This window comes from Sodalis sp. (in: enterobacteria) (genome assembly GCF_036327475.1).
Classification (GTDB): domain Bacteria; phylum Pseudomonadota; class Gammaproteobacteria; order Enterobacterales; family Enterobacteriaceae.
In genome coordinates this window covers 859124-881632 of sequence record NZ_CP132913.1, presented here as the reverse complement: position 1 = coordinate 881632, position 22509 = coordinate 859124, and the positions used below count along the sequence as shown (strand labels likewise).

Genomic DNA, 22509 nt, shown 5'->3' with positions numbered 1-22509 from the left:
ATTGCCGTGTTAAATCGTTATCCTTTATGGAAGTATATCGTGCTAGTGCTGGCGCTAGTCGTCGGGCTGCTGTATACGCTTCCCAATCTGTATGGTGAGGATCGGGCCGTGCAGATCACTGGCGCGCGGGGTGGTAGCGCTAGTGAATCGACGCTGGTCCAGATCCGGACTGTATTAGAGCAGCAACACATCGCCAGTAAATCCATTACTCTGGAAAATGGCACCATTCTGGCCCGTTTTTCAAACGCGGACGTACAGTTTCGCGCCCGCGAAGCATTGATGAACGCCCTCGGTGAGGATTATATCGTGGCGCTTAATCTTGTCCCAGCCACTCCCCCCTGGTTAGCCATGCTAGGGGCGGCGCCAATGAAACTCGGCCTGGATTTGCGCGGCGGTGTTCACTTCTTGATGGAAGTGGATATGGACACCGAGCTCAATAAGTTGCAGAAGCAGACAATGGATACCCTGCGCGGTGATTTGCGAGAAAGGGGCATTCCGTATGCGACGGTGCGTAAAATCGAAAATTACGGTAGTGAAATCCGCTTCCGCGATACTGATATCCGCGATCAGGCGATATCCTGGTTGACGCCACGTCACCGTGATCTGATTATCGATAGCGTCGGAGACAACGTGCTGCGCGCCACGCTGGCGGATGATCGCCTGCGCCAAGCCCGTGAGTACGCGGTGCAACAGAACATTACCATCCTGCGCAACCGCGTTAATCAGCTGGGCGTCGCAGAGCCTTTGGTGCAGCGACAGGGCGCCGACCGAATTGTCGTCGAGCTGCCGGGCATCCAGGATACGGCGCGCGCCAAGGAAATTTTGGGGGCAACTGCCACGCTCGAATTCCGTCTTGTCAATAGCTCGGTGGATCAAATCGCAGCCGCCAACGGCCATGTGCCGTGGGATTCGGAGGTGAAAGCTACCCGCGACGGCCAACCGGTTGTGTTATACAAACGGGTTATCCTGACCGGCGATCACATCACCGACTCCACTTCCAGCTCCGATGAATATAACCGTCCGCAGGTCAATATTTCCCTGGACGGCATCGGCGGCACGACCATGTCCAACTTCACCAAGGATAATATCGGCAAGCTAATGGCTACCTTGTTTGTGGAGTATAAGGATAGCGGCAAGAAAGGCGCCGACGGCCGCGCCATTCTGGAGAAGCAGGAAGAAGTCATCAATGTCGCCACCATCCAGTCGCGACTGGGTAACAGCTTCCGCATTACCGGCATCAACAACCCCAACGAGGCGCGTCAGCTGTCGTTGCTACTACGTGCGGGTGCGTTGATTGCGCCGATCCAGATAGTGGAAGAGCGCACCATTGGTCCGACCCTGGGGCTGCAAAATATTACTCAGGGTCTGGAGGCCTGTTTATGGGGGCTGGTGGCGTCGATTCTGTTTATGGTGGTGTGGTATCACAAATTTGGTCTTATCGCCACCACGGCGCTCATCGCCAACCTTGTGCTCATTATCGGCATCATGTCTCTGCTGCCAGGCGCGACGCTGACCATGCCGGGTATCGCCGGTATTGTATTGACGCTGGCGGTAGCGGTTGACGCTAATGTGCTTATTAATGAACGTATTAAAGAAGAGCTGCGCAACGGTCGTACGATCCAGCAAGCTATTCACGAGGGCTATCGTGGCGCGCTATCCAGTGTCGTTGACGCCAACGTCACAACGCTGATTACCGCCGTCATCTTGTACGCGGTGGGCACGGGATCGATCAAGGGCTTCGCCATTACTACCGCTATCGGGATTGTTACCTCAATGTTTACGGCAACCATCGGCACCCGAGCCATCGTTAACCTGCTTTATGGCGGTAAACGCATCGATAAGCTGTCCATATAGGAGTGGCTTATGGCTCAGCGACAAATAAATGTTAAAGAATTAAACTACGGGCGTAAAGTTTACGACTTTATGCGCTGGGATTATGTGGCATTCACCCTGTCGGCGATCCTGCTTATCGCCTCCATCGCCATCATAGCAGTGCGAGGCTTTAACTGGGGGCTGGATTTCACGGGCGGTACGGTAGTTGAACTTAACCTGGAAAAAACCGCCGATCTTGACCAGATGCGTGACGCGCTTGAACATGCGGGCTTCACGGATCCGCTGGTGCAAAATTTCGGCAGTAGTCGCGATGTGATATTCCGTATGCCCCTGGTGCAAGACAGCTTTGGGCAGGAGTTGGGTAATAAAGTGCTCGTGGTGATTAATCAGGCAACCGGGCAGAATGCCGCCGTGAAGCGGGTTGAGTTTGTTGGACCGAGCGTCGGCAGCGATCTGGCACAGGACGGCGGCATGGCGTTGCTGGTGGCGTTGATTTGTATACTGATTTATGTCGGCTTCCGGTTTGAATGGCGGCTAGCGACTGGGGCGGTGTTGGCGCTGGTCCATGACGCGGTGATTACGCTTGGGGTTTTGTCACTGCTTTATATCGAGATCGATCTGACGATTATCGCTTCCATAATGTCGGTAATTGGCTACTCATTGAACGACAGTATCGTGGTGTCGGACCGCATCCGTGAGAACTTCCGCAAAATTTTCCGCGGCAGCACCTACGATATTTTTAACGTCTCGCTGACGCAGACCTTGAGCCGAACCATCATAACATCAGCCACGACATTGATGGTGGTGTTGATGCTGTTGATTTTCGGCGGCGCGATGCTGCGCGGCTTCTCCATAACGCTGTTTATCGGCGTCTGTATCGGCACCGTCAGCTCCATCTATGTGGTGTCGGCGTTGGCGCTTAAGCTCGGTATGAAACGCGAACATTTGTTGCAGCAGAAGGTGGAAAAAGAGGGGGCCGATCAGCCTTCATTGCTATCTTAGGAGACGCACAACGCGCTATGAGGAGTGCTGTAGCCCGCGATACAGTCGGCGTCGGCTGAGCGGTTACGCTCAGGCAGAGGGCATTATTGGCTGTCGACGGGTTTTGGCGTCCGTCGCCGGCGGATTTTGCGGTGTCTCCGGTTGAATATCATGCAGTGTGAGCTGCTGGCTTCCGCCTCTACTTGATTGATGAAGGCCCGTAAGTTGCCCGCCTCGCTGCGCACGTCCGCTGCAATTTTCGCCACAGGGTACAGGGAGTAGACCGCGTGTCGACTGCTGATTTTGCTCATTTTGCGCCATCATCGCTGCAGCCTGATTGGTAATCGTTTGCAAACGTTAGTTTAAATGCCCCACTTCGCTGCACAGTTTGACGCCCGTTGGGCCTCCTCTCGGCTGGCGCAACCGGTAATCACCAGCATGGCGGCAACGGTACGGTATAATTAGCGAGATAACTGATTATCATAGTGGCAATTTCCTTTCCTGTCCCGCTTTAAGTGCTGTTACTTTGTTCTCGGCGGAGAACGCGCTAAACTACTCCATCACCAATCAGCCAGCCAGGAAGCGCTATGCATTGTCCGTTTTCCGTTTTATTCTGCAGTCGATACCAAAGTGATAGATTCTCGTCTAGTGGGGAAGGAATCCTGGTTGTGCTGCCGCAGGCAGTGCGTTATCTGTAATGGGACGCTTCACGACATTTGAATAAAAAGCAATAGCGTGCGCGAATCGTTTAACGAAGAAAGGTTGCGCGAAATTTTGAAGGCGCTGGAAAGCGGCCGGTCAAGTTCGACGATGTCGAAATGGCCATCAACCATATCAGATTCCAGCGGCGCGCCACCTGCGAGCACGAAGTGTGCCGAGCAAAATGATCGGCAATCTCGTGATGAACGCGCTGAAAACTGGATAAGGTCGCCTATATCCGCTTTGTCTCGGTTTATCGCAGTTTCGAGAATATCTGTGAGTTTGGTGAAGAGATCGCCCGACCGCAGGACTAGTGTCACCCTAAGGAACCCTTCTATGGAGCATGATGAGGCTTTTCTCGCGCGCGCCTTTGAACTGGCGCGCCGTGGACGCTTTACTACTGCGCCCAATCCTAACGTGGGCTGCGTTATCGTTCGTGATGGACGCATTGTGGGTGAAGGTTATCACCAGCGCGCCGGCGAGCCGCATGCTGAAGTGTACGCACTGCGCACGGCGGGAGAGGCGGCGCGCGGCGCCACCACCTATGTCACCCTTGAACCCTGCAGCCACCACGGCCGCACTCCCCCATGCGCCGACGCGCTAATAGACGCCGGCGTGGCACGAGTGGTGGCTGCGATGCTCGATCCCAACCCGCAGGTCGGGGGCCGCGGCTTCTGCCGGCTTCAGCAGGCGGGTATTAATGTTCGATACGGCTTGATGTTAGCAGAAGCTGAAGCGGTAAACCCGGGCTTTCTCAAACGCATGCGCACTGGTTTTCCCTTGGTCAGGCTCAAACTCGCGGCATCGCTCGATGGCCGCACCGCCATGGCTTCCGGTGAGAGTCAGTGGATTACCTCCCCTGAGGCGCGGCGGGATGTTCAGTGCTGGCGTGCCGAAAGCGACGCCATTCTTTCCACTGCCGCCACGGTGCTGACGGACGATCCCGCCCTGACGGTGCGCTGGCCGTCGCTGCCGGAGGATGTTCAGGCTTACTATCCACGAAATCGGTTGCGTCAGCCGGTGCGAGTGATCATCGACAGCGCCAACCGCGTGACGCCCGCTCATCGTGTCGCGCAGGAGGAGGGGCGCACCTGGCTGGCGCGCCTTGCGCCGGACGATCTATCGTGGCCGGTGTCCGTCGAGCAGCTTCAACTGCCGGCGCGCGTGGGGCCGGATGGCGCACAGCTTGATTTGGTAGTGTTGATGATGCAGCTGGGCCGCCGTCAGATCAACAGCCTGTGGGTTGAGGCAGGCGCCGGTTTGTCCGGCGCGCTGCTGAGCGCCGGATTGGTGGATGAATTGATATTGTACCAGGCGCCGAAACTGCTCGGCGCTGACGCCCGCCCGCTATGTTTACTGCCTGGGCTACAACAACTTAATGCGGCGCCGGGGTTTATGCTGCTTGACGTCCGGCATGTGGGGCCGGACATCCGCCTGCGTTTGAAACCAAGCGATGGCGTTTAATTGACACGCCGGATAAAGTATTATGTTGAAATTTGCTCCTCGCGAGACGATTCAGCTATTTGCCATTTTGTAAGGAGAACCATGAACGTTATTGAAGGTGTTGTTGCAGCTCCCCATGCGCGCGTCGCTATCGCTATTGCGCGCTTTAACCAGTTCATCAATGACAGCCTGCTTGATGGCGCCGTCGGCACCCTGAAACGCATCGGCCAGGTCAAAGACGAAAATATCACCGTGGTCTGGGTGCCGGGCGCTTATGAATTACCGCTAGCGGTATGTGCGATGGCCGATAGCAAAAACTATGATGCCGTCGTGGCGCTGGGTACGATTATCCGTGGCGGCACCGCGCATTTTGAATTCGTCGCCGGCGAGTGCAGTGCCGGGCTGTCCGCGGTCGCCGCGCGCACCGCGCTACCAGTGGCGTTCGGAGTGCTGACCCCCGAAAGTATCGAACAAGCCATCGAACGCGCCGGCACCAAGGCCGGTAATAAGGGCGCGGAAGCCGCACTGACCGCGCTGGAAATGATTAACGTATTGCAAGCCATCAAAGCGTAAGTAGAAGGAAAGGGGAATTTTGTGAAACCAGCCGCTCGCCGCCGTGCTCGTGAATGTGCCGTCCAGGCGATTTACTCATGGCAATTATCACATAACGACATTACCGATATCGAAGTCCAGTTTCTGGCAGAGCGGGACACGTCGGATGTGGATGTCGCTTATTTCTGCGAGCTGTATGCCGGCACGGCGACGAATGCTCAGGAACTGGATAAGCTGATGGCACCCTATCTTTCACGTCAGTTGGAGGAGCTCTGTCACGTGGAGCGCGCTGTGTTGCGTGTTGCGCTGTTTGAACTGAGTAAGCGCCAGGATATGCCTTACAAGGTCGCCATCAACGAAGCTATCGAGCTGGCCAAAACCTTTGGCGCAAAAGAGAGTTATAAGTTTATTAATGGTGTGCTGGACAAGATGGCCAAAGAGATTCGTCCAAACAGAAAATAGCGAGGCGAGGCCGGCGTCGCTAAGTCGCCAATCCCGCCTGTTACGTCGTGCCAACACCAACACAAATTTGACAGAGTATGGCATGTGGTAAGTTTGACCTCATTAACCGCTATTTCCGCAGAACGTACCGGGATATGGTGGTAGCATCGGCGATAGCTGTGTGCTGCTGTTGGTAGCGGAAAATGGGTTGTGGTCAGTACGGAGATACACTGATGGCGGGCACGCATTTTCTGCCAGACAGGTCCAGCCTGGTTGTCGTGGCGCTGACCTTATAGAGGGTTGGCTGGCTGCCTTCAGCGATAGCCTATTCTAGAAATTGGATTGCTACGATATGCGGCTCATTGGCGGTGGCGGTCCGTTGAGCTTAACGTTGACGACCGCGCACTGACCCGCGTCGACGCCTGAATGGGCAACTGGATCCATATCACCGGCACGCTGGGGATAGCGCCGCCGGTCTGGCGATACTGCAAAATCATCTGCATGGAATGGATGCGCAGGACAGTCAATATTTTGCTGGACCGCCATTTACGCCTGCAGCCGTGCATCTGTTGCACGACCTCGCCAGCGCCGTCATTGATATCTTCGGCAATATTATCACGGATTTGCGCCACATTCTTTCCCGTAGCGACTGCGGCGCCTGCATTAATCTCGCCGATATTTCCACCTCTACGGCGTTGCTGCGCCACGCCATGCCAGATCAGGCGCTGCGCTGGGCGCCCGGCGGCGGTGAAGATTAGAACTTTACGATGCCTAAAATCAATCGCGGCGTCTTTGGCTCGCTGGCGGCGATGCCGGCGCGCCGTTTACCTGTACGGCCAGATTGGTCCGCGAAGCGAAGGGATATATAATTTATGTGCCATCACCAGTCGGTAGAGTATGACTGGTATAATCATTTCAAAACGGATAATAGTGAATGACGATGGATATGCTGGCCGCAAAGCGGCGGATTAACCTTTCCAACCCCCGACATTTACTGGCGACGGGCTTCGGCAGTGGCATGTTCCCCTGGATGTCCGGCACCGTGGGCTCGCTAGCGGCGATACCGTTTTGGTACCTTCTGGCGGCGCTGCCGTGGCAGCTGTATTCGCTGGCGATTATGTTCAGCCTTTGCCTGGGTGTCTACTTTTGCCATCAGACGGCGCGGGATATAGGGGTCCACGACCACGGCTGCATCGTTTGGGATGAATTCGTCGGTATGTGGATCACCCTGATAACCTTGCCGGTAAACGATTGGCGGTGGGTGTTAGCGGGCTTTTTACTATTTCGACTACTGGATATCTGGAAACCCTGGCCGATTCGCTGGTTCGATCACAAGGTACACGGCGGCATGGGCATCATTATCGATGATGTGGTGGCCGGGATCATCTCCGCTGGCGTCCTTTACTGGGTCGGGCATTACTGGCCGTTGTTTTAGAGCGTTTCCCCTGTTGCGGCAGGAGGGAAACGCCGGCTGCTCTACCGAAAGCCCACCACATGGTGCAGTAAGCAAGCTGCTTTCAACTTGACCTCCGCAGACTGTAGCAACCGGCAAGCTGTGCTGGGTCGACGCGCCAGCGATGGGTGCAGTCCGCCGGCCTGCTTAGCACCCACGCCAGCACACACGCCAGCACCACCTACGTGCGCGAGACGCCACGGGCTCTTAGGCCAGCCAGTTCTTGATTTGCCGGTGGATCCCTGCGCCGTCAAGGCCTAGATCGGCACAAATCTCCTCTTGCCCCCCCTGAGGGATGAAGTAGTCCGGCAGGCCAATATTCAATACCGACACCTGCAACCGCTGGTGCATGACGAATTCGTTTACGCCGCTGCCAGCACCGCCCATAATAGCGTTCTCCTCAACCGTCACCAGCGCCTGATGACTGGCGGCCAGCTCCCTTATGAGCGCACCGTCGAGCGGTTTGACGAAGCGCATGTCCACCAGCGTCGCGTTCAGCGCCTTTGCTGCCTCCTCGGCCTTGGGCAACAATGTACCGAAGTTGAGAATCGCCACGCCGACGCCATCGTGGCGCACGACCCCTTTGCCCAGGGGCAATTCATACAGCTCACTGAGCGGAGCGCCGGTGCCGTTACCACGCGGATAACGCACCGCACTCGGCCCAGCCCGATAGTGATATCCCGTGTGCAGCATCAAACGGCACTCGTTTTCATCGCTTGGCGTCATGATGACCATGTTAGGAATGCAGCGTAGATAAGAGAGATCGAACGCGCCCTGGTGGGTCTGGCCATCGGCGCCCACAACACCGCCGCGATCGATGGCGAACAACACAGGTAGATTCTGGATCGCCACATCGTGGATCACCTGATCGTAGGCACGCTGCAAAAAGGTGGAGTAGATAGCAACTACAGGGTGATAGCCGCCGATCGTCAGACCTGCAGCGAAGGTGACCGCGTGCTGCTCGGCGATGGCGACATCAAAATACTGGCGCGGATATTTGCGTGAAAAGGTAACCATGCCGGAGCCTTCGCGCATGGCTGGGGTAATCGCCATTAATTTATCGTCGCCAGCTGCAGTGGCGCACAGCCAATCGCCGAAAATGGCCGAGTAGGAGGGGCATCGGCCGCCGCTTTTCGGCAGGGTGCCGATTTGAGGATCGAATTTTGGCACCGCATGCCAGCTAATGGGGTCTTTCTCCGCCGGCGCATAGCCGCAGCCTTTTTTAGTTATGATATGCAGCAGCTGTGGCCCTTTCTTGGCACGCATATTTTTTAGCGTCTGCACTAAACCCTGCACATCATGGCCGTCCATCGGGCCAATATAGTTAAATCCCAGCTCCTCGAACAGCGTGCCGGGCACCACCATACCCTTAATGTGCTCTTCGGTGCGCTTCACCAGCTCCTTGATGGGCGGAATACCGGACAGCACCCTTTTGCCGCCCTGGCGCAGGGTAGAGTAAAGCTTGCCGGACAGGATTTGCGCCAGATGATTATTGAGTGCTCCAACGTTTTTCGAAATGGACATTTCATTGTCGTTAAGCACCACCAGCAAATCGGATTTGATATCGCCGGCGTGATTCATAGCTTCGAACGCCATACCGGCGGTGATGGCGCCATCGCCGATAACGCAGGCTGTGCGGCGGCCCAATCCCTCATACTCCGCCGCCACCGCCATGCCGAGCCCGGCGCTAATGGAGGTGGAGGAGTGACCCACCGAAAGTTGGTCATATTCGCTTTCGCCACGCCACGGAAACGGATGTAAGCCGTTGCGCTGGCGGATGGTAGCGATGCGATCCCGACGTCCGGTCAGAATTTTGTGTGGATAGGCCTGATGGCCGACATCCCAAATTAGCCGATCGAATGGTGTATTGTAGACGTAATGCAGCGCCACCGTCAATTCCACTGTCCCCAGACCCGAAGCGAAATGGCCGCTTGAGCGGCTGACGCTATCGAGCAAAAATTGTCGCAGCTCATCGCACAGCGCCGCCAGACTCTCTTTGGGTAACTGGCGTAACTCCATAGGATTATCGACTAGGACCAGCGTCGGGTATTTCTTTGCATCAAAGCTCATGGGGTATTCATATCTAGAATGTAAAAAACCACAACACTTATTTGTCACGTTCAATAATATAGCGTGCCAGCGCCACCAGCGTGGCGGTATCATAACCGAGTGCGGCGATACACTCTAGGGATGCTAGCGATTCGTGATACAGATCCTGAGCTTTGGCCCGCGCCATGTCCAGTCCCAGTACAGCCGGATAGGTATTTTTGCCTAATTTCTGGTCCACTCCCTGCCGCTTGCCGGTGGTTTGGCTGTCGCCCACGACATCAAGAATGTCGTCTTGTACCTGGAAAGCCAGGCCGATGGCGGCAGCGAAACGATCGAGATAGCTCAGTGTCAGTCCACCGCGTTTGCCGGCCGCCAGCGCACCTATCCGCACCGCGGCATGGATAAGGGCGCCGGTCTTGTACCGATGAATCGTCTCCAGACGTGCGACGGATACCTGCTGACCCCCCGCCGCCAAATCGAGCGCCTGGCCGAGGCACATGCCGTCGGCGCCGCAGGCGGCGGCCAGGGTCGAGATCATTTTCAGCCTATCCTGTGTACTGACCTCAGGCATTTCCGCATCGGCCAGGATGCTGAAAGCCAGCGTTTGCAGTGCATCGCCAGCCAGAATGGCGATAGCTTCACCGAATTTGATGTGGCAGGTTGGCAAGCCGCGGCGCAGCGCGTCATTATCCATCGCCGGCAGATCGTCATGAATAAGCGAATAGGCATGGATACACTCAATCGCGCTCGCCGGCGCATCAAGACTTGCGGGCGCGAGTCCGAATAGCTGGCCGGTCTGATAAACTAAAAAGGGCCGCAGCCGTTTACCCCCCAGCAGAGCGCCGTGGCGCATGGCCTGAACAAGCGGCGCCTGCTGGCTGGTAAGGGTGTGCAGATAGTGTTCCAACGCCGTATCCACCTGCTGGCGGCTAGCTTCTAACGCACGGGCGAAATCGGTCATAGCGCATCATTTTCCGGCGCAAAGGGAGCAAGCTGTGCCTCCGGCGTGTCATTTAACAAGATTTGTACCCGCTGTTCCGCCTGTTGCAGCGTTTTCTGACCCTGGCGAGCCAGCTGCACGCCCTCCTCAAATTCGTTAAGTGCCTGCTCCAGCGGCAATTCTCCGGATTCAAGGCGGGTGACTATCTGCTCCAGCCCTTTTAGGGCAGTTTCAAAACTGTCGGGTTGTTCAATTTTTTTTTGCATGGCCTGTATCCTACCGATCAATAGCGAAGGCGCGGATGGTGGCCCACGTTAGCCCAGAATTGGGTGATAAGCAAATTGCGCCTTAATCCCACGCGCAAAGTAGTATACTCCGCACCGCAGGGCTGAGGAGGCCGAAGTCGGGGTTAATGTGGGTCAATATCCCATTATATAACGTATTGTGACGTGTGACTCTTTAATGATCAAATAACGACTTCTGTGCGGTTGCGATTTATTAAGATTCTCACCAGCAATATCCGCAATATTCTCAAGGAGTGCGATAGTGGCAGTAGTATGCCATTAGGAACATATCGAGGTGCATACCGACAATGAACTCCGTCGTCCTGAGAGTGAATGAGATCGAGGTGGTGATGGCCAGATGGGCGCCGTGCTAAAACGTGTGGTGGTGCACGTGGCGCTGGTGGTCGGCGAGAGCGTTGGGCAGGTCTCCAGCCAGATGCTGACCAATTTGCGTTTGATTGATGATACCTTGAACACGCTTAATTCTGTGTCGGCTCATCTTCCATGACAAAGAGCATATCATCTCGCTGGCGTGCCAGGATAAGCACGGAGGAATTTATGTATGCGCAGCGGCCGGACGTCGAATAACTCAATGATTTTTAGAGAAAATCCCTACCGTCCCCGACCCCTTTGCTGGTGAAGAGCCGATAACGCGCATCATATAACGCGCATCATAGACCATCCGCTGATCGGTCTTTAACTGCCTGAAATCGGTCATATTTGTCTGACTGAACAGCTGATGGTGCTGCAACACCGATGCTGGCGCGGCGCAGAGACGCCGCCACCAAATTACCGTCGAGATGCGTACGGTGCACTCACGTCACCAACAATGGACTGCGCTGAAAGCACTCGCTGCCATGGCATCGTCGGCCAGCAGACGCACGCTGCTGCGCACCTCAGAATAGGCGCGCAGCAGCAGATCGAAGATGGTGACGGCTTCGGTTTCTTCACTAGCATCTGCCAGGCGGGGAAGGATCGTTTTATCCATAGCTTTTCCTTGTATTTCATCGAATTAAATAGTCGCTAGTTCTCCGGCACGCTCAGCCGCGTGTCCGTGCGCGCCGTAGAGTATGGCCGTTGATATAATCAGCATGCCGCTGCGCCAGGACATCCTGTAACATGGAAGAGATATTATCGGTGGTGCTGCAGTAGCCCTCACGGTCTATATCACCATCGCCACCTCGCAGCAGATGGCCTCGGTTTCTGCTGCATAGCGCTCCAGATCGCCGTTGCGGCAATATTGTTGTGCAAGGCGACCCAGGTATAGCATGGTGCAACACTTCAGCAAGGCGCTAGCCTGTTGCGCCTGGTTATTGCCGGGCCCGATTCGAGTCGTGCCAGCATAAACATGGTGAATTTTGGTCTCTTGTGGTTGGCGGCAAGGGTAGTGGCGCCCATGATCAGCGACTGGATTAGCGTAATTCTTCACGAGTGTTGAGCCCGCTATGCACGAGTAAGGTGGCACAATTGGCCCGTAACTGTGGCAATGATGCCCGCGTAGCCCCGACACCTGCCAGACTTCAGAGTGACCAGCAGTATATCGCTTTTAGCCAATCGCTTTTAGTCAAATGCTCGGCGTTATTGGTGGGCAGTTGAAAACAGCTTTCTCACCCTTGTGGGCTGATTATGCCGCAAACCGATCGCGGCGCCCATAGCCATCCCTGGGCGCTGTATTCCTGGTGGCTGAGCGCCGTCAGCCATAGCTGCCCCATGCGCCTTACCCTCGAAATGACAGGGGTCAGGACGCACATCACACTGGAGCCATAAGTATAGGCTTTACTGTTGTGCCGCAGATTTTCACGGCATGCCAGAGCGTAATGTGCCGCTGGGATCCCGTCTTTTGGGATCCCGTCTTTTATCTCTTTGCCCAAGAAGATATAATATGTTGGCTAATTTTATCTTGCCAGAGCCACACAGTATGCCATCATTTGATATCGTGTCAGCAACTGATATGCAAGAAGTTTGCAATGCGGTGGAAACGCCAATCGCGAACTAAGCGCCGGCTGGGAGACTTTTGTAATGTTCCGTCCAGTTTTGAATAAAAAATCAGACCATAAAGGCCAAAGTAGGATTTCAGGTGAAACAACTGATCGAGATCTTGCGTGAAAACTGGCTAAGCGCGGCTAGCGCGGCTAAAGATGGCGCGATCGAATTACTGAACGAACCGGAACGCAGCGGGAAAACCTACAGCGTCGATGTGAAATTCAAACAGGAGTCGAACCGTGCTGGCCAAGAAAATCCTTAAGCTCATTAAAGACAGCAAGCTGGAGGTGCAGGTGCGGTCAAGGACGAACAGGCCGTGTCACCAGCAAGGCTCTAACGATCTGCCGCAGGTTATCGCGCTGGATCAAAGGCGCGGGGAGGCCCAATTCACTAACTTTCGCGATTAACGCCCCGCCCGGCGTCGATCGCAGCGCTGTTCGCGAGGAGGAGTAGCACAACGGGCGTTTGCGACTGTGGCACCCGATGAGGCGGCGACGCAAGCGTTAAACGCCACCGCCTTTTCCAGCGCCGCGCGGTTGGTTTGTTTGGTGTCCACCTTGATGTAGGCGCTGCGCTCTTCGGGCAGCACCACCACTTCGGTTACGCCGGGTTGTGCTTGTAGGCGCTGCGCCAGTTGACCATCGGCCGCCACGCGACCAGGCAGAGCAATGCGTAGGCTGCTGACGTATGGCGGTTCATGCAGCGTAGCGCTCACCATCCACCAGGCCAATGCTATTACCGCCCCAGCCAGAAACACCAGCCACGCCCCCTGAAGTTGAAATAGAAAACCGCCGAGCGCACCGCCGAATGCAGCGCCGAGAAACTGGTTGGTGGAGTACACGCCCATAGCGGTCCCTTTATAGCCGGCCGGCGACTCTTTGCTAATCAACGAAGGTAAGAGGGCCTCCATAACGTTGAATGCCAGAAAGAACAGTTGGATGCCAGCGAACATCACCCACAGATGGTTGCCCGACGTGAGCAATACCAGCTCAGCAAACAGCAGCAGTGTCACGCAACCAAAAAAAACGCGCTTCATATGGCGCTTAACTTCGGCGTAAATGATCGCCGGCACCACCATGGCAAACGAAACCAGCATGGTGATCAGATATACTTTCCATTGTTCGCTAGGCAAAAAACCAGCGCCGGCCATCATGGGCGGCAAAGCGACGAAGCTCGACATCAGCATGGCGTGTAGACAAAAAACACCCATATTAAGTTTTAGTAATTGTGAATTGGCCAGGACTTTTCTGATACTGCCGCGCACGATGCCCGATTCGCGGTTAAGCGTATGGTCGCGGGCTGTGGGCACCACCAATAGAGTAAGCAAAACGCCGGCCAGCGCCAGTGCGGCGATGCCCCAGAATAGGCCGCTTAGTCCGATGGAATGGGTGATGATCGGGCCCACCACCATGGCAATGGCAAAGGTCACGCCAAAGCTGACGCCGATAAATGCCATCGCCTTGGTGCGGTTTTGTTCGCGGGTCAAATCCGACAGTAGCGCCATTACCACGGCGGAAATTGCACCGGATCCCTGCAATGCACGGCCAAGTATCACCCCCCAAATGTTGTCGGTCAGCGCGGCGATGGCGCTGCCGATGGCGAAGACTAACAAGCCACCGGCGATAAGCGGCTTACGGCCGACGCGGTCGGAAACCAAGCCAAAGGGAATCTGAAAAATCGCCTGCGCCAACCCATAAATGCCGATAGCGAGGCCGATAAGCGATTCGCTGACTCCATGCAAGGCCATGCCGTAGGTGGTCAATACCGGCAATACCATGAACATGCCCAGCATGCGCAGTGAAAATACAGCACCAAGCCCCCAGATGGCTCGCAGCTCCATTCCGGTCATTTTTGTGTCGCTCATCACTACCTCGAAATATCTTACCGGACCATTATAATATCTTAACGCATGACGGAAAATGGGATAATAGATACGCCTTTACCCGGGCGGCCACAGCTGACAATGAGGTGAAAAGGACATGAGGAGGGTAAGGCGAATAGCTACTAGACGTGGGTGAACGGGCTGGTGGCGGAAGGCACCATAAAGTCCACCGACATCATCACACTGAGCGAAGTGATAGCAACAATCGAAAAGATGAACAGCTTGTGCGCCCAAACTTTATTGTCATTTGCGGATTTATAGCCCTGTAGTGCCATGCTAAGCCACCAAACGCTGACCGAGGCGGCGACAATCAGGTATTTGTAACCGGCATAACCGCTCAGCGTCAGCATCATCGTCGCCACCATAAAACCGATGATATACAGGGTAATATGGTGTTTAGTGACTAAAATGCCACGTTTTATAGGCAACACCGGAATCGACGCCGCCTGATAATCCTTGAAACGGAAGATGGCGATGGCATAAGAGTGCGGCATTTGCCACAGGCTGAAGATAAGTAGCAAAATCAACGTGCCGGTGTCGAACCGATCGCTGGCGGCGCAGTAGCCAATCACCGGCGGCGCGGCGCCGGACAAGCTGCCGATAAGCGTACCGTAGACGGATTTACGCTTCATATACAGGCTGTAGACGCCGACATAGACAATAAAGCCCATTACCGCCAGCCACATAGCTAGCGGATTAGCCGCCAGATACAGCAGCGCAAAGCCGGCAATACCCAGTAGCGTAGCGTAAACCAGACTGGCTTTCAGAGAAATCAACCCCATCACCAGAACCCTATTTTTGGTCCTCTCCATTTTTCGGTCGATGTCGCGATCGATATAGTTGTTAAACACGCAACCCGAGGCAACCACCAGCAATACACCGACCAGCGTGGCAAGAAACAGGGCATAGTTTATCTTGCCCTTTGAGGCCAACAAAAAGCCCCCGATGACAGAAATTAGGTTACCGAAAATAATTCCTGGTTTTGTTACTTGCAGGTATTGCTTAATCATTTTACAGTTGCACACTGTTAGTGGCTCATCAAGTTGTGATTGAGGTACCACATAATCCACAAGGAGCCGATTACCAGAATTGCGATGATCATTACCGCAAATACAAAGGCTATTAGGTTCCACTGCTGCTCGGACGAGGTATTGAGGTGCAGAAAATACACCAAATGCACGACAATCTGCACCACGGCGCAAATCACCAACACCGCTATCAGCGTACTTTCGCTGGCAGAGCCCTGCATCACCATGGCGAACGGAATCACCGTCAGGATAATGGAGAGAATAAAACCAATCAGATAGGACTGATGGCTGCTGTGGTTGGCGCCGGTATGCTCTGCGGATGCATGACTCATTATAGTACCCCCATTAAATACACCACGGTAAAGACGCAAATCCAGACCACGTCAAGGAAGTGCCAAAATAAGCTTAAGCACTGCAGGCGGGTTTGGTTGACCGGGGTCAGACCACGACGGGAGACATGAACCATCATGACCATAATCCAGATAAGACCGGAGATGACATGCAGACCATGGGTGCCCACCAGCGTGAAAACGCCGGACAGAAAGGCGCTGCGATCCGGACCATAGCCTTCGGCAATCAAATGATAGAACTCGTAGAGCTCCATGCAGATAAAGCCTAAACCGAATAGGAAAGTCTGACCCAACCAGATGTTGATCCGACTCTTGTCGCCGCGGTGCATGGTCAGGATTACCATGCCGTAGGTGATATTGCTGAACAGCAGGAAGAAGGTTTCGACCAGGACGAACGGCAGCTCAAAAATCTCTTTAGCCGTCGGCCCGCCCGCCACGCTGTGGCTCAGAACGGCGTAGGTGGCGAACAGGGTAGCGAACAAAATACAGTCGCTCATCAGGTAGATCCAGAAACCGAATACTTTATTGGCTCCTGCATCGTGGTGCCCATGCTCGGCATGGGTGGTATCATGATTGGATAGGAACTTAGTTGACATTCTTCACGCTCGCTTCACTGATTTGATCAAAATGCCGGTTCTCAATACGCTCAACTTCCTCTACCGGCACGTAATAATCCACGTCTTCATTGAAGCTATGCACTATCCAGGTCACGATCATGCCGGCAAACCCGACGATTGCCAGCCACCAGATATGCCAGATCAAGGCAAAGCCAAACACCAGGCTGAAGGCGGCGATAACCACACCGGCGCCGGTGTTTTTCAGCATATGGATCGGCTCATAGGCCAGCGGTTTTTGATAAGCTGTTCCTTCTTCTTTCATCTGCCAGAACACATCGCGCTGGTTATTCACCTCTGGCACGATGGCGAAGTTATAGAACGGTGGGGGAGAGGAGGTGGCCCACTCCAGAGTACGACCGCCCCACGGATCACCCGTCATGTCGCGATTCTTTTCGCAATCGCGCATGCTGACCACAATCTGGATCAGCTGGCACAGGATACCCAGCGCTATGAGCGCTGCGCCGGCGGCGGCCACCATCAACAGCGGATGGAAGACGGGATCGATCTGCTGGCTTAAACGACGGGTCATTCCCATGAAGCCCAATGCGTACAACGGCATGAATGCGACATAGAAGCCAATAATCCAGAACCAGAAAGCGCGTTTTCCCCAGGTTTCATTGAGGGTATAGCCGAAAGCTTTCGGGAACCAGTAGGTCATCCCGGCGAAGCAGCCGAAGACCACGCCACCGATAATGACGTTATGAAAGTGGGCAATCAAAAACAGGCTGTTGTGTAGCACAAAGTCAGCGCCGGGCACCGCCAACAGCACGCCAGTCATCCCACCGATGGAGAAGGTGATGACGAAACCTATGGTCCACAGCATCGCCGAGTTGAATACCACGCGACCCTGATAAATGGTGAACAACCAGTTAAAAATCTTCACCCCTGTCGGGATGGCGATGATCATAGTCATGATGCCGAAGAAGGCGTTGACGTTGGAGCCGGAACCCATGGTGAAGAAGTGGTGCAACCAAACGCAGAACGACAGTACGGTAATGGCGATGGTCGCCCATACCAGCGAGGTGTAGCCGAATAGGCGTTTTTTCGAGAAAGTGGCCACCACTTCCGAGAACACACCGAACACCGGCAGCACTAGGATGTACACTTCCGGATGGCCCCAGGCCCAGAATAGGTTCACGTACATCATCATATTGCCGCCCATATCGTTGGTGAAGAAATGGGTACCTAGATAGCGATCCAGGGTTAGCAGTACGACGGTCACGGTTAAAATGGGAAACGCGGCGATAATCAGCACATTGGTGCACAGCGCGGTCCAGGTGAAGACAGGCATTTTCATCATCGGCATGCCGGAAGGGCGCATGCGCAGAATGGTGGTGAAGAAATTAACGCCGGTCAGGGTAGTTCCGACACCGGCCATCTGGATACTCCAGATCCAGTAGTCGACCCCGACGCCGGGACTGTACTCCTTGCCCGCCAGAGGTGGATAAGCCGCCCAGCCGGTTTGGGCGAATTCACCCACGCCGAGAGAGACATTAATTAGGATGACGCCGACGACGAAGAACCAGAAACTCACCGAGTTCAGGAAAGGAAAGGCAACATCACGCGCGCCGATTTGCAGCGGCACTGCCAGGTTCATCAGCCCGACCACGAACGGCGTCGCCATGAAGATTATCATGATAATGCCGTGGGCGGTCACCACCTGATCATAATGATGGGGCGGCAGAAAGCCCGCTTCGCCCGCCGAGGCCAGCGCCTGCTGTGAACGCATCATGATGGCGTCGGCAAAGCCGCGCAGCAGCATCACGAACGCCACGATTATGTACATGATACCGATTTTCTTATGGTCTACCGAGGTGAACCACTCCTGCCAAAGATATTGCCATTTGCCGAAGTAGGTAATGGCAGCCATTAGTCCCAGACTAATCACAATGATGGTGGCGACGGTTATTATAATGATCGGTTCATGGTACGGAACCGAATCAAGCGTTAATTTTCCGAACATCGTTATTATTCCTCGGTACCCGCGTGAAAATGTTCACCCATGTTTATGTTCATCCCTTTGTCCTGGGTGGCGGCAATGCCTTTCCTCTTCCCCTTGCCCATGAATTTGTAGATCACATCCTGGTACAAACTGGGTTTAACGTTGGAGAAGTACTTGACCGGATGATACTCGCTCGGCGCTGCCAGCTGCTCGTAAGCGTCCATGGTGCCAAGCGTATCCGATGATGCCTTGACTTTCTGGACCCACTCGTCGAAGCCTGCTTGATCCGGCGTGGCGACGGCGGTGAATTTCATACCGGAGAAACCCCGGCCGCTGAAGTTCGCTGAAAGACCCTTATAACTCCCCGGCTCGTTGGCGATGAGATGCAAGGTGGCATGCATCCCTGCCATCGCGTAAATCTGGCTGCCCAACTGGGGAATAAAGAAGGAGTTCATCACCGAATTGGAGGTAATCTCGAACTTCACTGGGACATTGGCCGGAAAAGCGATTTCGTTTACTGTAGCGATACCCTGCTGAGGATAAATGAACAGCCACTTCCAGTCCATGGCGACAACTTGAATAGTGACAGGTTTGGCGTCAGACGCAATGGGTTTGCTCGGATCCAGGGCATGAGTCGACTTCCATGTCAGTGTGGCCAGGAAGATGATGATAAGAATCGGAACCGTCCACACCACCAGCTCCACCCTACTGGAATGGGACCAGTCGGGACTGTACGTCGCCTTGGTATTGGATGCGCGGTATTTGATGGCAAAGACGAATGCCATGACAACAGCGGGTATCACGACGATCAACATCAGCCCGAGGGCGGTCAGTATTAATGAACGTTGCTCCAGTCCAATCTGCCCCTTGGGATTCATTAACACCATGTCGCTGCAGCCGCTAACTAACGCGACAACGCCAAACAGCGACAGAATTTCTAAGTACTTATTATATTTCCTGAATCTCATCTAACGGCCCCAATAAAACGCGCTCTAATGTCGTTGCCTGTGTGGGGGCATTTTACGGGAAGGTTGCAGTACTGTAAACACGCTTAAGCTTAATGTCAGAAGCATGTTTATGCGTTCTGCCAGACGTGTCACACCTGCTTGGGGATGACAACAAAATATTAATTTCGACAAAGCGTCAGAGAATTCCGCTAACGGAAAGAATAACGGTGCAGGATCTGTATCATCACGTTCACACATCAATATCATTCCTTAACAAAGAAACTGCAAATACGTCAATACAGGCCCTCTAAAATAGTAGAGGTGATGAACTGTCACTCCTGCGACATAAATATAAAATGACCTTTAGCGAGAAGAGTAAATAGTAATAATGAGCCAAACGCCGGCCGTTGACGTCGGCGAACGTTACTCTTTGTTGCGACGGCCCTGAGCATCACTAGGCTTAATCGCAAAGCCGCGGCCGGGATCATTGCATCGCGCAATAATCGAGCACACACCCCATGAGTATACTCACTGAGAACAGAGCGGCATCTATTTTCCCAACACCAATTCATCAACGTCGCGGCCGAGGCCATACCGGACAGCCTTGGCCAGCGCGCCGCCGGTCGTCAAGAGGCGCGGCGCCAGGCGATAACAGGCGCTAAAATGGCCGCGACGTATAGTAGAAGACGCCGGTCTGCTGCGTCGCGGTCAACGTAGTGCGGCACAGCATCAAATGAAACGACAGCGGAGAGCAAGTAAACCCAGGCACAGCTATGCAGTTCAACGAACCAGCCGGTGAGAGGGCCGACACATAGACCCGACCAACGGCGGCCAGCGTTGGCAGCAGGGAGAATTGGGTGGCGGAGTAGGTTTGTTGCACAATGTCATCAGTAGTGCGACGAAGGCCGGGGTGCCCATGCCTCTGCACAGGTTTTCGACAAATACCGCCGCGGCCATCGACCACAGGCGTTCATCGATCACTGCTAGCACCCAGCATCCGGCATGTAGAGAGCGCCTGGAGGAGATCGAATAGCATCAGGGCGCGGAACAGCGACAGCCGCTGCGTCAGCAGCCCGCCAGCCAGCGCGCTGATGATTGTCGCCATGAGCCCAGGCTTTTATTAATCATACCACCTTCACCCTGAGCAGTGTCAAAACCAAAGCACAATCAGCATCAAGATAAGCAGGCGTTATCTCGACCGCAAAAGTCGCGCAGCGGCGCCATTACCGCCTGCTCGAGACTGGCCTGTCTGGGATCGCCTGGTCCGGCTCTGGCGCCAGCAGGGTGCTCCAAGCCTACCAGCATCAACACGGCCTCAGCTGGCAGGTGGCTTGTCAGTCCAGCTAGTGATCGGCCAGCTACAGTTCCAGGCTACCGAACACCGGCATACATAAAACCCCAGTACTGAATGTAGCGCCGGTGCCGCGTTCCTCCGCTGAATGTAGCGCCGGTGCCGCGTTCCTCCGCTGGCAGCAGATCGGTCTTGTCGCAAGATATCTTGCGCGGTGAAGCAGAACGCCACCCATATCGCAGTGCTGCCAAGCACGCTAAATTGCGTGCCGGACGAGGGCGCCCATCGCCAACGGCCCCACTATTAGCATCGCTTAGCATCGCTTGGCACCAGCCAACCGCGGCAACGGCCTATAAGCGGCTGGCTTTAGCGATCCATTACCGGCGACAAGAGAAGTTTGAGGGCGTACTCCTGACCCATTTAGCGAGAAAAATCGATGGTTTTTAGATCTAGCCCGGCTTACCGTTATCCAGGCCTGAAGCGTGTGAGGGGTGAGCGTCAGTGGCAAACTGAAATAGAGGCACGGCAAAATGGGGGAACGACGTTGGGTTAAGCGTGGCAAGTCGAACGGATGTCATTGGCATAGACGGCTTTCGGGTAACCTGCATGATAGCCATATCGTCGATGGCATTCGCTAGCACACTGTCCATGGCGCTGGTGGTTTTGTCATTGGTGGTGCGGAAAGTGCTCTGCATGTTACAGACCGATTGGTAGCTCTTCAATTGTTTGTTACCATTTTCACCTTGGCGACAGGAGATACCCGCCAGAGTATGATATTTATAACGCACGTTGCCTTCGGAGGTAACGGCATAAAGTTTATTGACCACGATCTGCAAATCGACGGCACTGTTCGGACCAATTATGTAGCCGCAGGCGTCATCTGTTTCTCCAGCGCTTCCTGCAAAGTAAGAAACGCAGTCGCGTGACGGAGTTACCCATCGCGCTCGCTGTTGACCTTGGCCAACAGCTGACCGGCCGCTGGTCGTCACCGTTCATGTTGACGATGACGTCCATCCGCGACGGATCCTGCTGCGGCAGCTGAATCTTCAGGGAAATAGACAGCGTATTGGCGCTAGCGGGCACAGCCGGAAAGCAACAAATAAGGCCACCAATGGCATCAGTAATTTTTAGCATATATGCTTTCTCACTCATCAGGATAGGGAAGGGGAAATGGCCACATCATAGTATCGTCATATAGGAAGGGAAAGGTCCAAATAACGCCAAAGTTACGTTACTGGAGATTTTACCGCACCGCGTCAGATGACGCCTTTCGGTCGTACATTACTTTCGTTACGGCCCTGAGCGGGAGCGTCAAGGGGCGTTGTTTATTGAGCGTGAAATTTGTTTCTTTAACGGCTAGGCGTTAAAGAAATAAGCTAGAATTTTAACTGACGGCAAAGCGTTCGGCTTAGCGTTGAGGAGAAGGGATGATGATTCGCGAGCAAATAGAAGCAAAAATCAGAGCAGAGTTCACTCCGCTGTATCTAGAAGTGGTAGATGAAAGTTATCGCCATAATGTCCCGGCAGACTCTGAGAGTCATTTCAAAGTGGTATTGGTCAGCGATCGATTCAACGACGATCGTATCCTGAGCCGCCATCGCGCAATATACAGCGTTCTGACCGATGAACTGGCGGGGCCTGTGCATGCGCTAGCGCTGCACACTTATACGGTGAAAGAGTGGGAAGGTTTGCAGGATACGGTGCCGGCCTCACCCGCTTGCCGGAATGCGGGGCTCAGCCCTATCGGCACAGGGTAAACGGGCCGATAGACGGGTAAGTGGCCTGTCGGCCCTT

General features: G+C 54.6%; 22 protein-coding genes and 4 pseudogenes. 11 read left to right on the top strand and 15 right to left on the bottom strand.

Going from position 1 to position 22509, the window contains the following annotated elements:
* The first annotated feature begins 6 nt into the window (after positions 1-6).
* Together secD and secF are read left to right on the top strand one after the other, a co-directional pair.
* The gene (gene secD / locus GPOALKHO_RS04855; RefSeq protein ID WP_406703249.1) at positions 7-1854 is read left to right on the top strand and encodes a protein translocase subunit SecD; all 1848 of its coding nucleotides are present in this window, start codon (positions 7-9) and stop codon (positions 1852-1854) included.
* Positions 1855-1863: 9 nt separating this feature from the next.
* Positions 1864-2835 carry a protein translocase subunit SecF gene (secF, locus tag GPOALKHO_RS04850; protein WP_406703248.1) on the top strand — a complete coding sequence of 324 codons (972 nt, stop codon included), beginning with the start codon at positions 1864-1866 and terminating at the stop codon, positions 2833-2835.
* 83 nt (positions 2836-2918) lie between these two features.
* On the opposite strand, the gene GPOALKHO_RS04845 is transcribed toward secF, so the two are convergent.
* Entirely contained in the window at positions 2919-3080 is a 162-nt protein-coding gene (locus GPOALKHO_RS04845; RefSeq protein WP_406703247.1) for a hypothetical protein, read from the bottom strand.
* Between the two features lie 325 nt (positions 3081-3405).
* Between GPOALKHO_RS04845 and nrdR the strand changes: the two are divergent.
* The 6 genes and pseudogenes from nrdR (at position 3406) to pgpA (ending at position 7384) form a co-directional block, all read left to right on the top strand.
* A pseudogene (gene nrdR / locus GPOALKHO_RS04840) lies at positions 3406-3827 on the top strand (transcriptional regulator NrdR).
* A gap of 22 nt (positions 3828-3849) precedes the next feature.
* The gene (ribD, locus tag GPOALKHO_RS04835) at positions 3850-4977 is read left to right on the top strand and encodes a bifunctional diaminohydroxyphosphoribosylaminopyrimidine deaminase/5-amino-6-(5-phosphoribosylamino)uracil reductase RibD (protein WP_406703246.1); all 1128 of its coding nucleotides are present in this window, start codon (positions 3850-3852) and stop codon (positions 4975-4977) included.
* 81 nt (positions 4978-5058) lie between these two features.
* A complete protein-coding gene (ribE, locus tag GPOALKHO_RS04830; protein ID WP_406703245.1) occupies positions 5059-5529 on the top strand; it encodes a 6,7-dimethyl-8-ribityllumazine synthase in 471 nt (156 codons plus the stop codon).
* A 21-nt stretch (positions 5530-5550) separates the two neighbouring features.
* Complete coding sequence (gene nusB, locus GPOALKHO_RS04825; protein WP_406703244.1) at positions 5551-5970, top strand: transcription antitermination factor NusB; 420 nt, start codon at positions 5551-5553, stop codon at positions 5968-5970.
* A 77-nt stretch (positions 5971-6047) separates the two neighbouring features.
* Positions 6048-6887, top strand: a pseudogene (locus GPOALKHO_RS04820) (thiamine-phosphate kinase).
* A gap of 8 nt (positions 6888-6895) precedes the next feature.
* Positions 6896-7384: a phosphatidylglycerophosphatase A gene (pgpA, locus tag GPOALKHO_RS04815; protein WP_406703389.1), complete on the top strand. Its 489-nt coding sequence runs from the start codon at positions 6896-6898 to the stop codon at positions 7382-7384.
* Between the two features lie 225 nt (positions 7385-7609).
* On the opposite strand, the gene dxs is transcribed toward pgpA, so the two are convergent.
* The 3 genes from dxs to xseB are packed head-to-tail and all read right to left on the bottom strand — an operon-like array spanning position 7610 to position 10657.
* Positions 7610-9472 (bottom strand): 1-deoxy-D-xylulose-5-phosphate synthase, encoded by a 1863-nt coding sequence (gene dxs, locus GPOALKHO_RS04810; protein WP_406703242.1) that lies wholly within the window; start codon positions 9470-9472, stop codon positions 7610-7612.
* Between the two features lie 37 nt (positions 9473-9509).
* A complete protein-coding gene (gene ispA / locus GPOALKHO_RS04805) occupies positions 9510-10412 on the bottom strand; it encodes a (2E,6E)-farnesyl diphosphate synthase (RefSeq protein ID WP_406703241.1) in 903 nt (300 codons plus the stop codon).
* Positions 10409-10657: an exodeoxyribonuclease VII small subunit gene (gene xseB, locus GPOALKHO_RS04800; protein ID WP_406703239.1), complete on the bottom strand. Its 249-nt coding sequence runs from the start codon at positions 10655-10657 to the stop codon at positions 10409-10411. Before xseB ends, ispA begins: the two co-directional genes overlap by 4 nt.
* Positions 10658-11024: 367 nt before the next feature.
* Between xseB and GPOALKHO_RS04795 the strand changes: the two are divergent.
* Positions 11025-11208 (top strand): annotated as a pseudogene (locus tag GPOALKHO_RS04795) (tRNA 4-thiouridine(8) synthase ThiI); the annotation flags it as partial.
* A gap of 287 nt (positions 11209-11495) precedes the next feature.
* On the opposite strand, the gene GPOALKHO_RS04790 reads toward GPOALKHO_RS04795, so the two are convergent.
* Positions 11496-11663: a hypothetical protein gene (locus tag GPOALKHO_RS04790; RefSeq protein ID WP_406703237.1), complete on the bottom strand. Its 168-nt coding sequence runs from the start codon at positions 11661-11663 to the stop codon at positions 11496-11498.
* A 619-nt stretch (positions 11664-12282) separates the two neighbouring features.
* Positions 12283-12546 carry a hypothetical protein gene (locus GPOALKHO_RS04785; RefSeq protein WP_406703236.1) on the bottom strand — a complete coding sequence of 88 codons (264 nt, stop codon included), beginning with the start codon at positions 12544-12546 and terminating at the stop codon, positions 12283-12285.
* A gap of 206 nt (positions 12547-12752) precedes the next feature.
* Here GPOALKHO_RS04785 and GPOALKHO_RS04780 point away from each other — a divergent pair, with 206 nt between their 5' ends.
* On the top strand, positions 12753-12920 hold the full coding sequence (locus GPOALKHO_RS04780) for a hypothetical protein (RefSeq protein WP_406703235.1): 168 nt from the start codon (positions 12753-12755) through the stop codon (positions 12918-12920).
* Between the two features lie 249 nt (positions 12921-13169).
* On the opposite strand, the pseudogene GPOALKHO_RS04775 reads toward GPOALKHO_RS04780, so the two are convergent.
* The 9 genes and pseudogenes from GPOALKHO_RS04775 to GPOALKHO_RS04735 all read right to left on the bottom strand — a co-directional run.
* Positions 13170-14522, bottom strand: a pseudogene (locus tag GPOALKHO_RS04775) (MFS transporter); the annotation flags it as partial.
* Between the two features lie 140 nt (positions 14523-14662).
* Positions 14663-15550, bottom strand: coding sequence for a heme o synthase (cyoE, locus tag GPOALKHO_RS04770; protein ID WP_406703234.1), 888 nt, complete (start codon positions 15548-15550; stop codon positions 14663-14665).
* Positions 15551-15567: 17 nt separating this feature from the next.
* Complete coding sequence (locus GPOALKHO_RS04765; protein ID WP_406703233.1) at positions 15568-15900, bottom strand: cytochrome o ubiquinol oxidase subunit IV; 333 nt, start codon at positions 15898-15900, stop codon at positions 15568-15570.
* Positions 15900-16514 (bottom strand): cytochrome o ubiquinol oxidase subunit III, encoded by a 615-nt coding sequence (locus GPOALKHO_RS04760; RefSeq protein WP_406703232.1) that lies wholly within the window; start codon positions 16512-16514, stop codon positions 15900-15902. Before GPOALKHO_RS04760 ends, GPOALKHO_RS04765 begins: the two co-directional genes overlap by 1 nt.
* Positions 16504-18498, bottom strand: a complete 1995-nt coding sequence (gene cyoB / locus GPOALKHO_RS04755; protein ID WP_406703230.1) for a cytochrome o ubiquinol oxidase subunit I — start codon at positions 18496-18498, stop codon at positions 16504-16506. Before cyoB ends, GPOALKHO_RS04760 begins: the two co-directional genes overlap by 11 nt.
* A gap of 5 nt (positions 18499-18503) precedes the next feature.
* Positions 18504-19445 (bottom strand): cytochrome o ubiquinol oxidase subunit II, encoded by a 942-nt coding sequence (gene cyoA, locus GPOALKHO_RS04750; protein WP_406703229.1) that lies wholly within the window; start codon positions 19443-19445, stop codon positions 18504-18506.
* Positions 19446-20082: 637 nt separating this feature from the next.
* A complete protein-coding gene (locus GPOALKHO_RS04745) occupies positions 20083-20304 on the bottom strand; it encodes a hypothetical protein (RefSeq protein WP_406703227.1) in 222 nt (73 codons plus the stop codon).
* 90 nt (positions 20305-20394) lie between these two features.
* A complete protein-coding gene (locus GPOALKHO_RS04740) occupies positions 20395-20529 on the bottom strand; it encodes a hypothetical protein (protein WP_406703225.1) in 135 nt (44 codons plus the stop codon).
* Positions 20530-21164: 635 nt separating this feature from the next.
* Complete coding sequence (locus GPOALKHO_RS04735; RefSeq protein ID WP_406703224.1) at positions 21165-21704, bottom strand: YajG family lipoprotein; 540 nt, start codon at positions 21702-21704, stop codon at positions 21165-21167.
* A gap of 438 nt (positions 21705-22142) precedes the next feature.
* Here GPOALKHO_RS04735 and bolA point away from each other — a divergent pair, with 438 nt between their 5' ends.
* Complete coding sequence (gene bolA, locus GPOALKHO_RS04730; RefSeq protein ID WP_406703222.1) at positions 22143-22472, top strand: transcriptional regulator BolA; 330 nt, start codon at positions 22143-22145, stop codon at positions 22470-22472.
* Positions 22473-22509 lie beyond the last annotated feature (37 nt).

Excerpts from the sequence above, each read along its gene's own strand:
- secF (WP_406703248.1), top strand. The coding sequence starts at position 1,864 with ATGGCTCAGCGACAAATAAATGTTAAAGAATTAAACTACGGGCGTAAA.
- ribD (WP_406703246.1), top strand. The coding sequence starts at position 3,850 with ATGGAGCATGATGAGGCTTTTCTCGCGCGCGCCTTTGAACTGGCGCGC.
- ribE (WP_406703245.1), top strand. The coding sequence starts at position 5,059 with ATGAACGTTATTGAAGGTGTTGTTGCAGCTCCCCATGCGCGCGTCGCT.
- pgpA (WP_406703389.1), top strand. The coding sequence starts at position 6,896 with ATGCTGGCCGCAAAGCGGCGGATTAACCTTTCCAACCCCCGACATTTA.
- dxs (WP_406703242.1), bottom strand. The coding sequence starts at position 9,472 with ATGAGCTTTGATGCAAAGAAATACCCGACGCTGGTCCTAGTCGATAAT.
- ispA (WP_406703241.1), bottom strand. The coding sequence starts at position 10,412 with ATGACCGATTTCGCCCGTGCGTTAGAAGCTAGCCGCCAGCAGGTGGAT.
- xseB (WP_406703239.1), bottom strand. The coding sequence starts at position 10,657 with ATGCAAAAAAAAATTGAACAACCCGACAGTTTTGAAACTGCCCTAAAA.
- GPOALKHO_RS04790 (WP_406703237.1), bottom strand. The coding sequence starts at position 11,663 with ATGGATAAAACGATCCTTCCCCGCCTGGCAGATGCTAGTGAAGAAACC.
- cyoE (WP_406703234.1), bottom strand. The coding sequence starts at position 15,550 with ATGATTAAGCAATACCTGCAAGTAACAAAACCAGGAATTATTTTCGGT.
- GPOALKHO_RS04765 (WP_406703233.1), bottom strand. The coding sequence starts at position 15,900 with ATGAGTCATGCATCCGCAGAGCATACCGGCGCCAACCACAGCAGCCAT.
- GPOALKHO_RS04760 (WP_406703232.1), bottom strand. The coding sequence starts at position 16,514 with ATGTCAACTAAGTTCCTATCCAATCATGATACCACCCATGCCGAGCAT.
- cyoB (WP_406703230.1), bottom strand. The coding sequence starts at position 18,498 with ATGTTCGGAAAATTAACGCTTGATTCGGTTCCGTACCATGAACCGATC.
- cyoA (WP_406703229.1), bottom strand. The coding sequence starts at position 19,445 with ATGAGATTCAGGAAATATAATAAGTACTTAGAAATTCTGTCGCTGTTT.
- GPOALKHO_RS04740 (WP_406703225.1), bottom strand. The coding sequence starts at position 20,529 with ATGGCGACAATCATCAGCGCGCTGGCTGGCGGGCTGCTGACGCAGCGG.
- bolA (WP_406703222.1), top strand. The coding sequence starts at position 22,143 with ATGATGATTCGCGAGCAAATAGAAGCAAAAATCAGAGCAGAGTTCACT.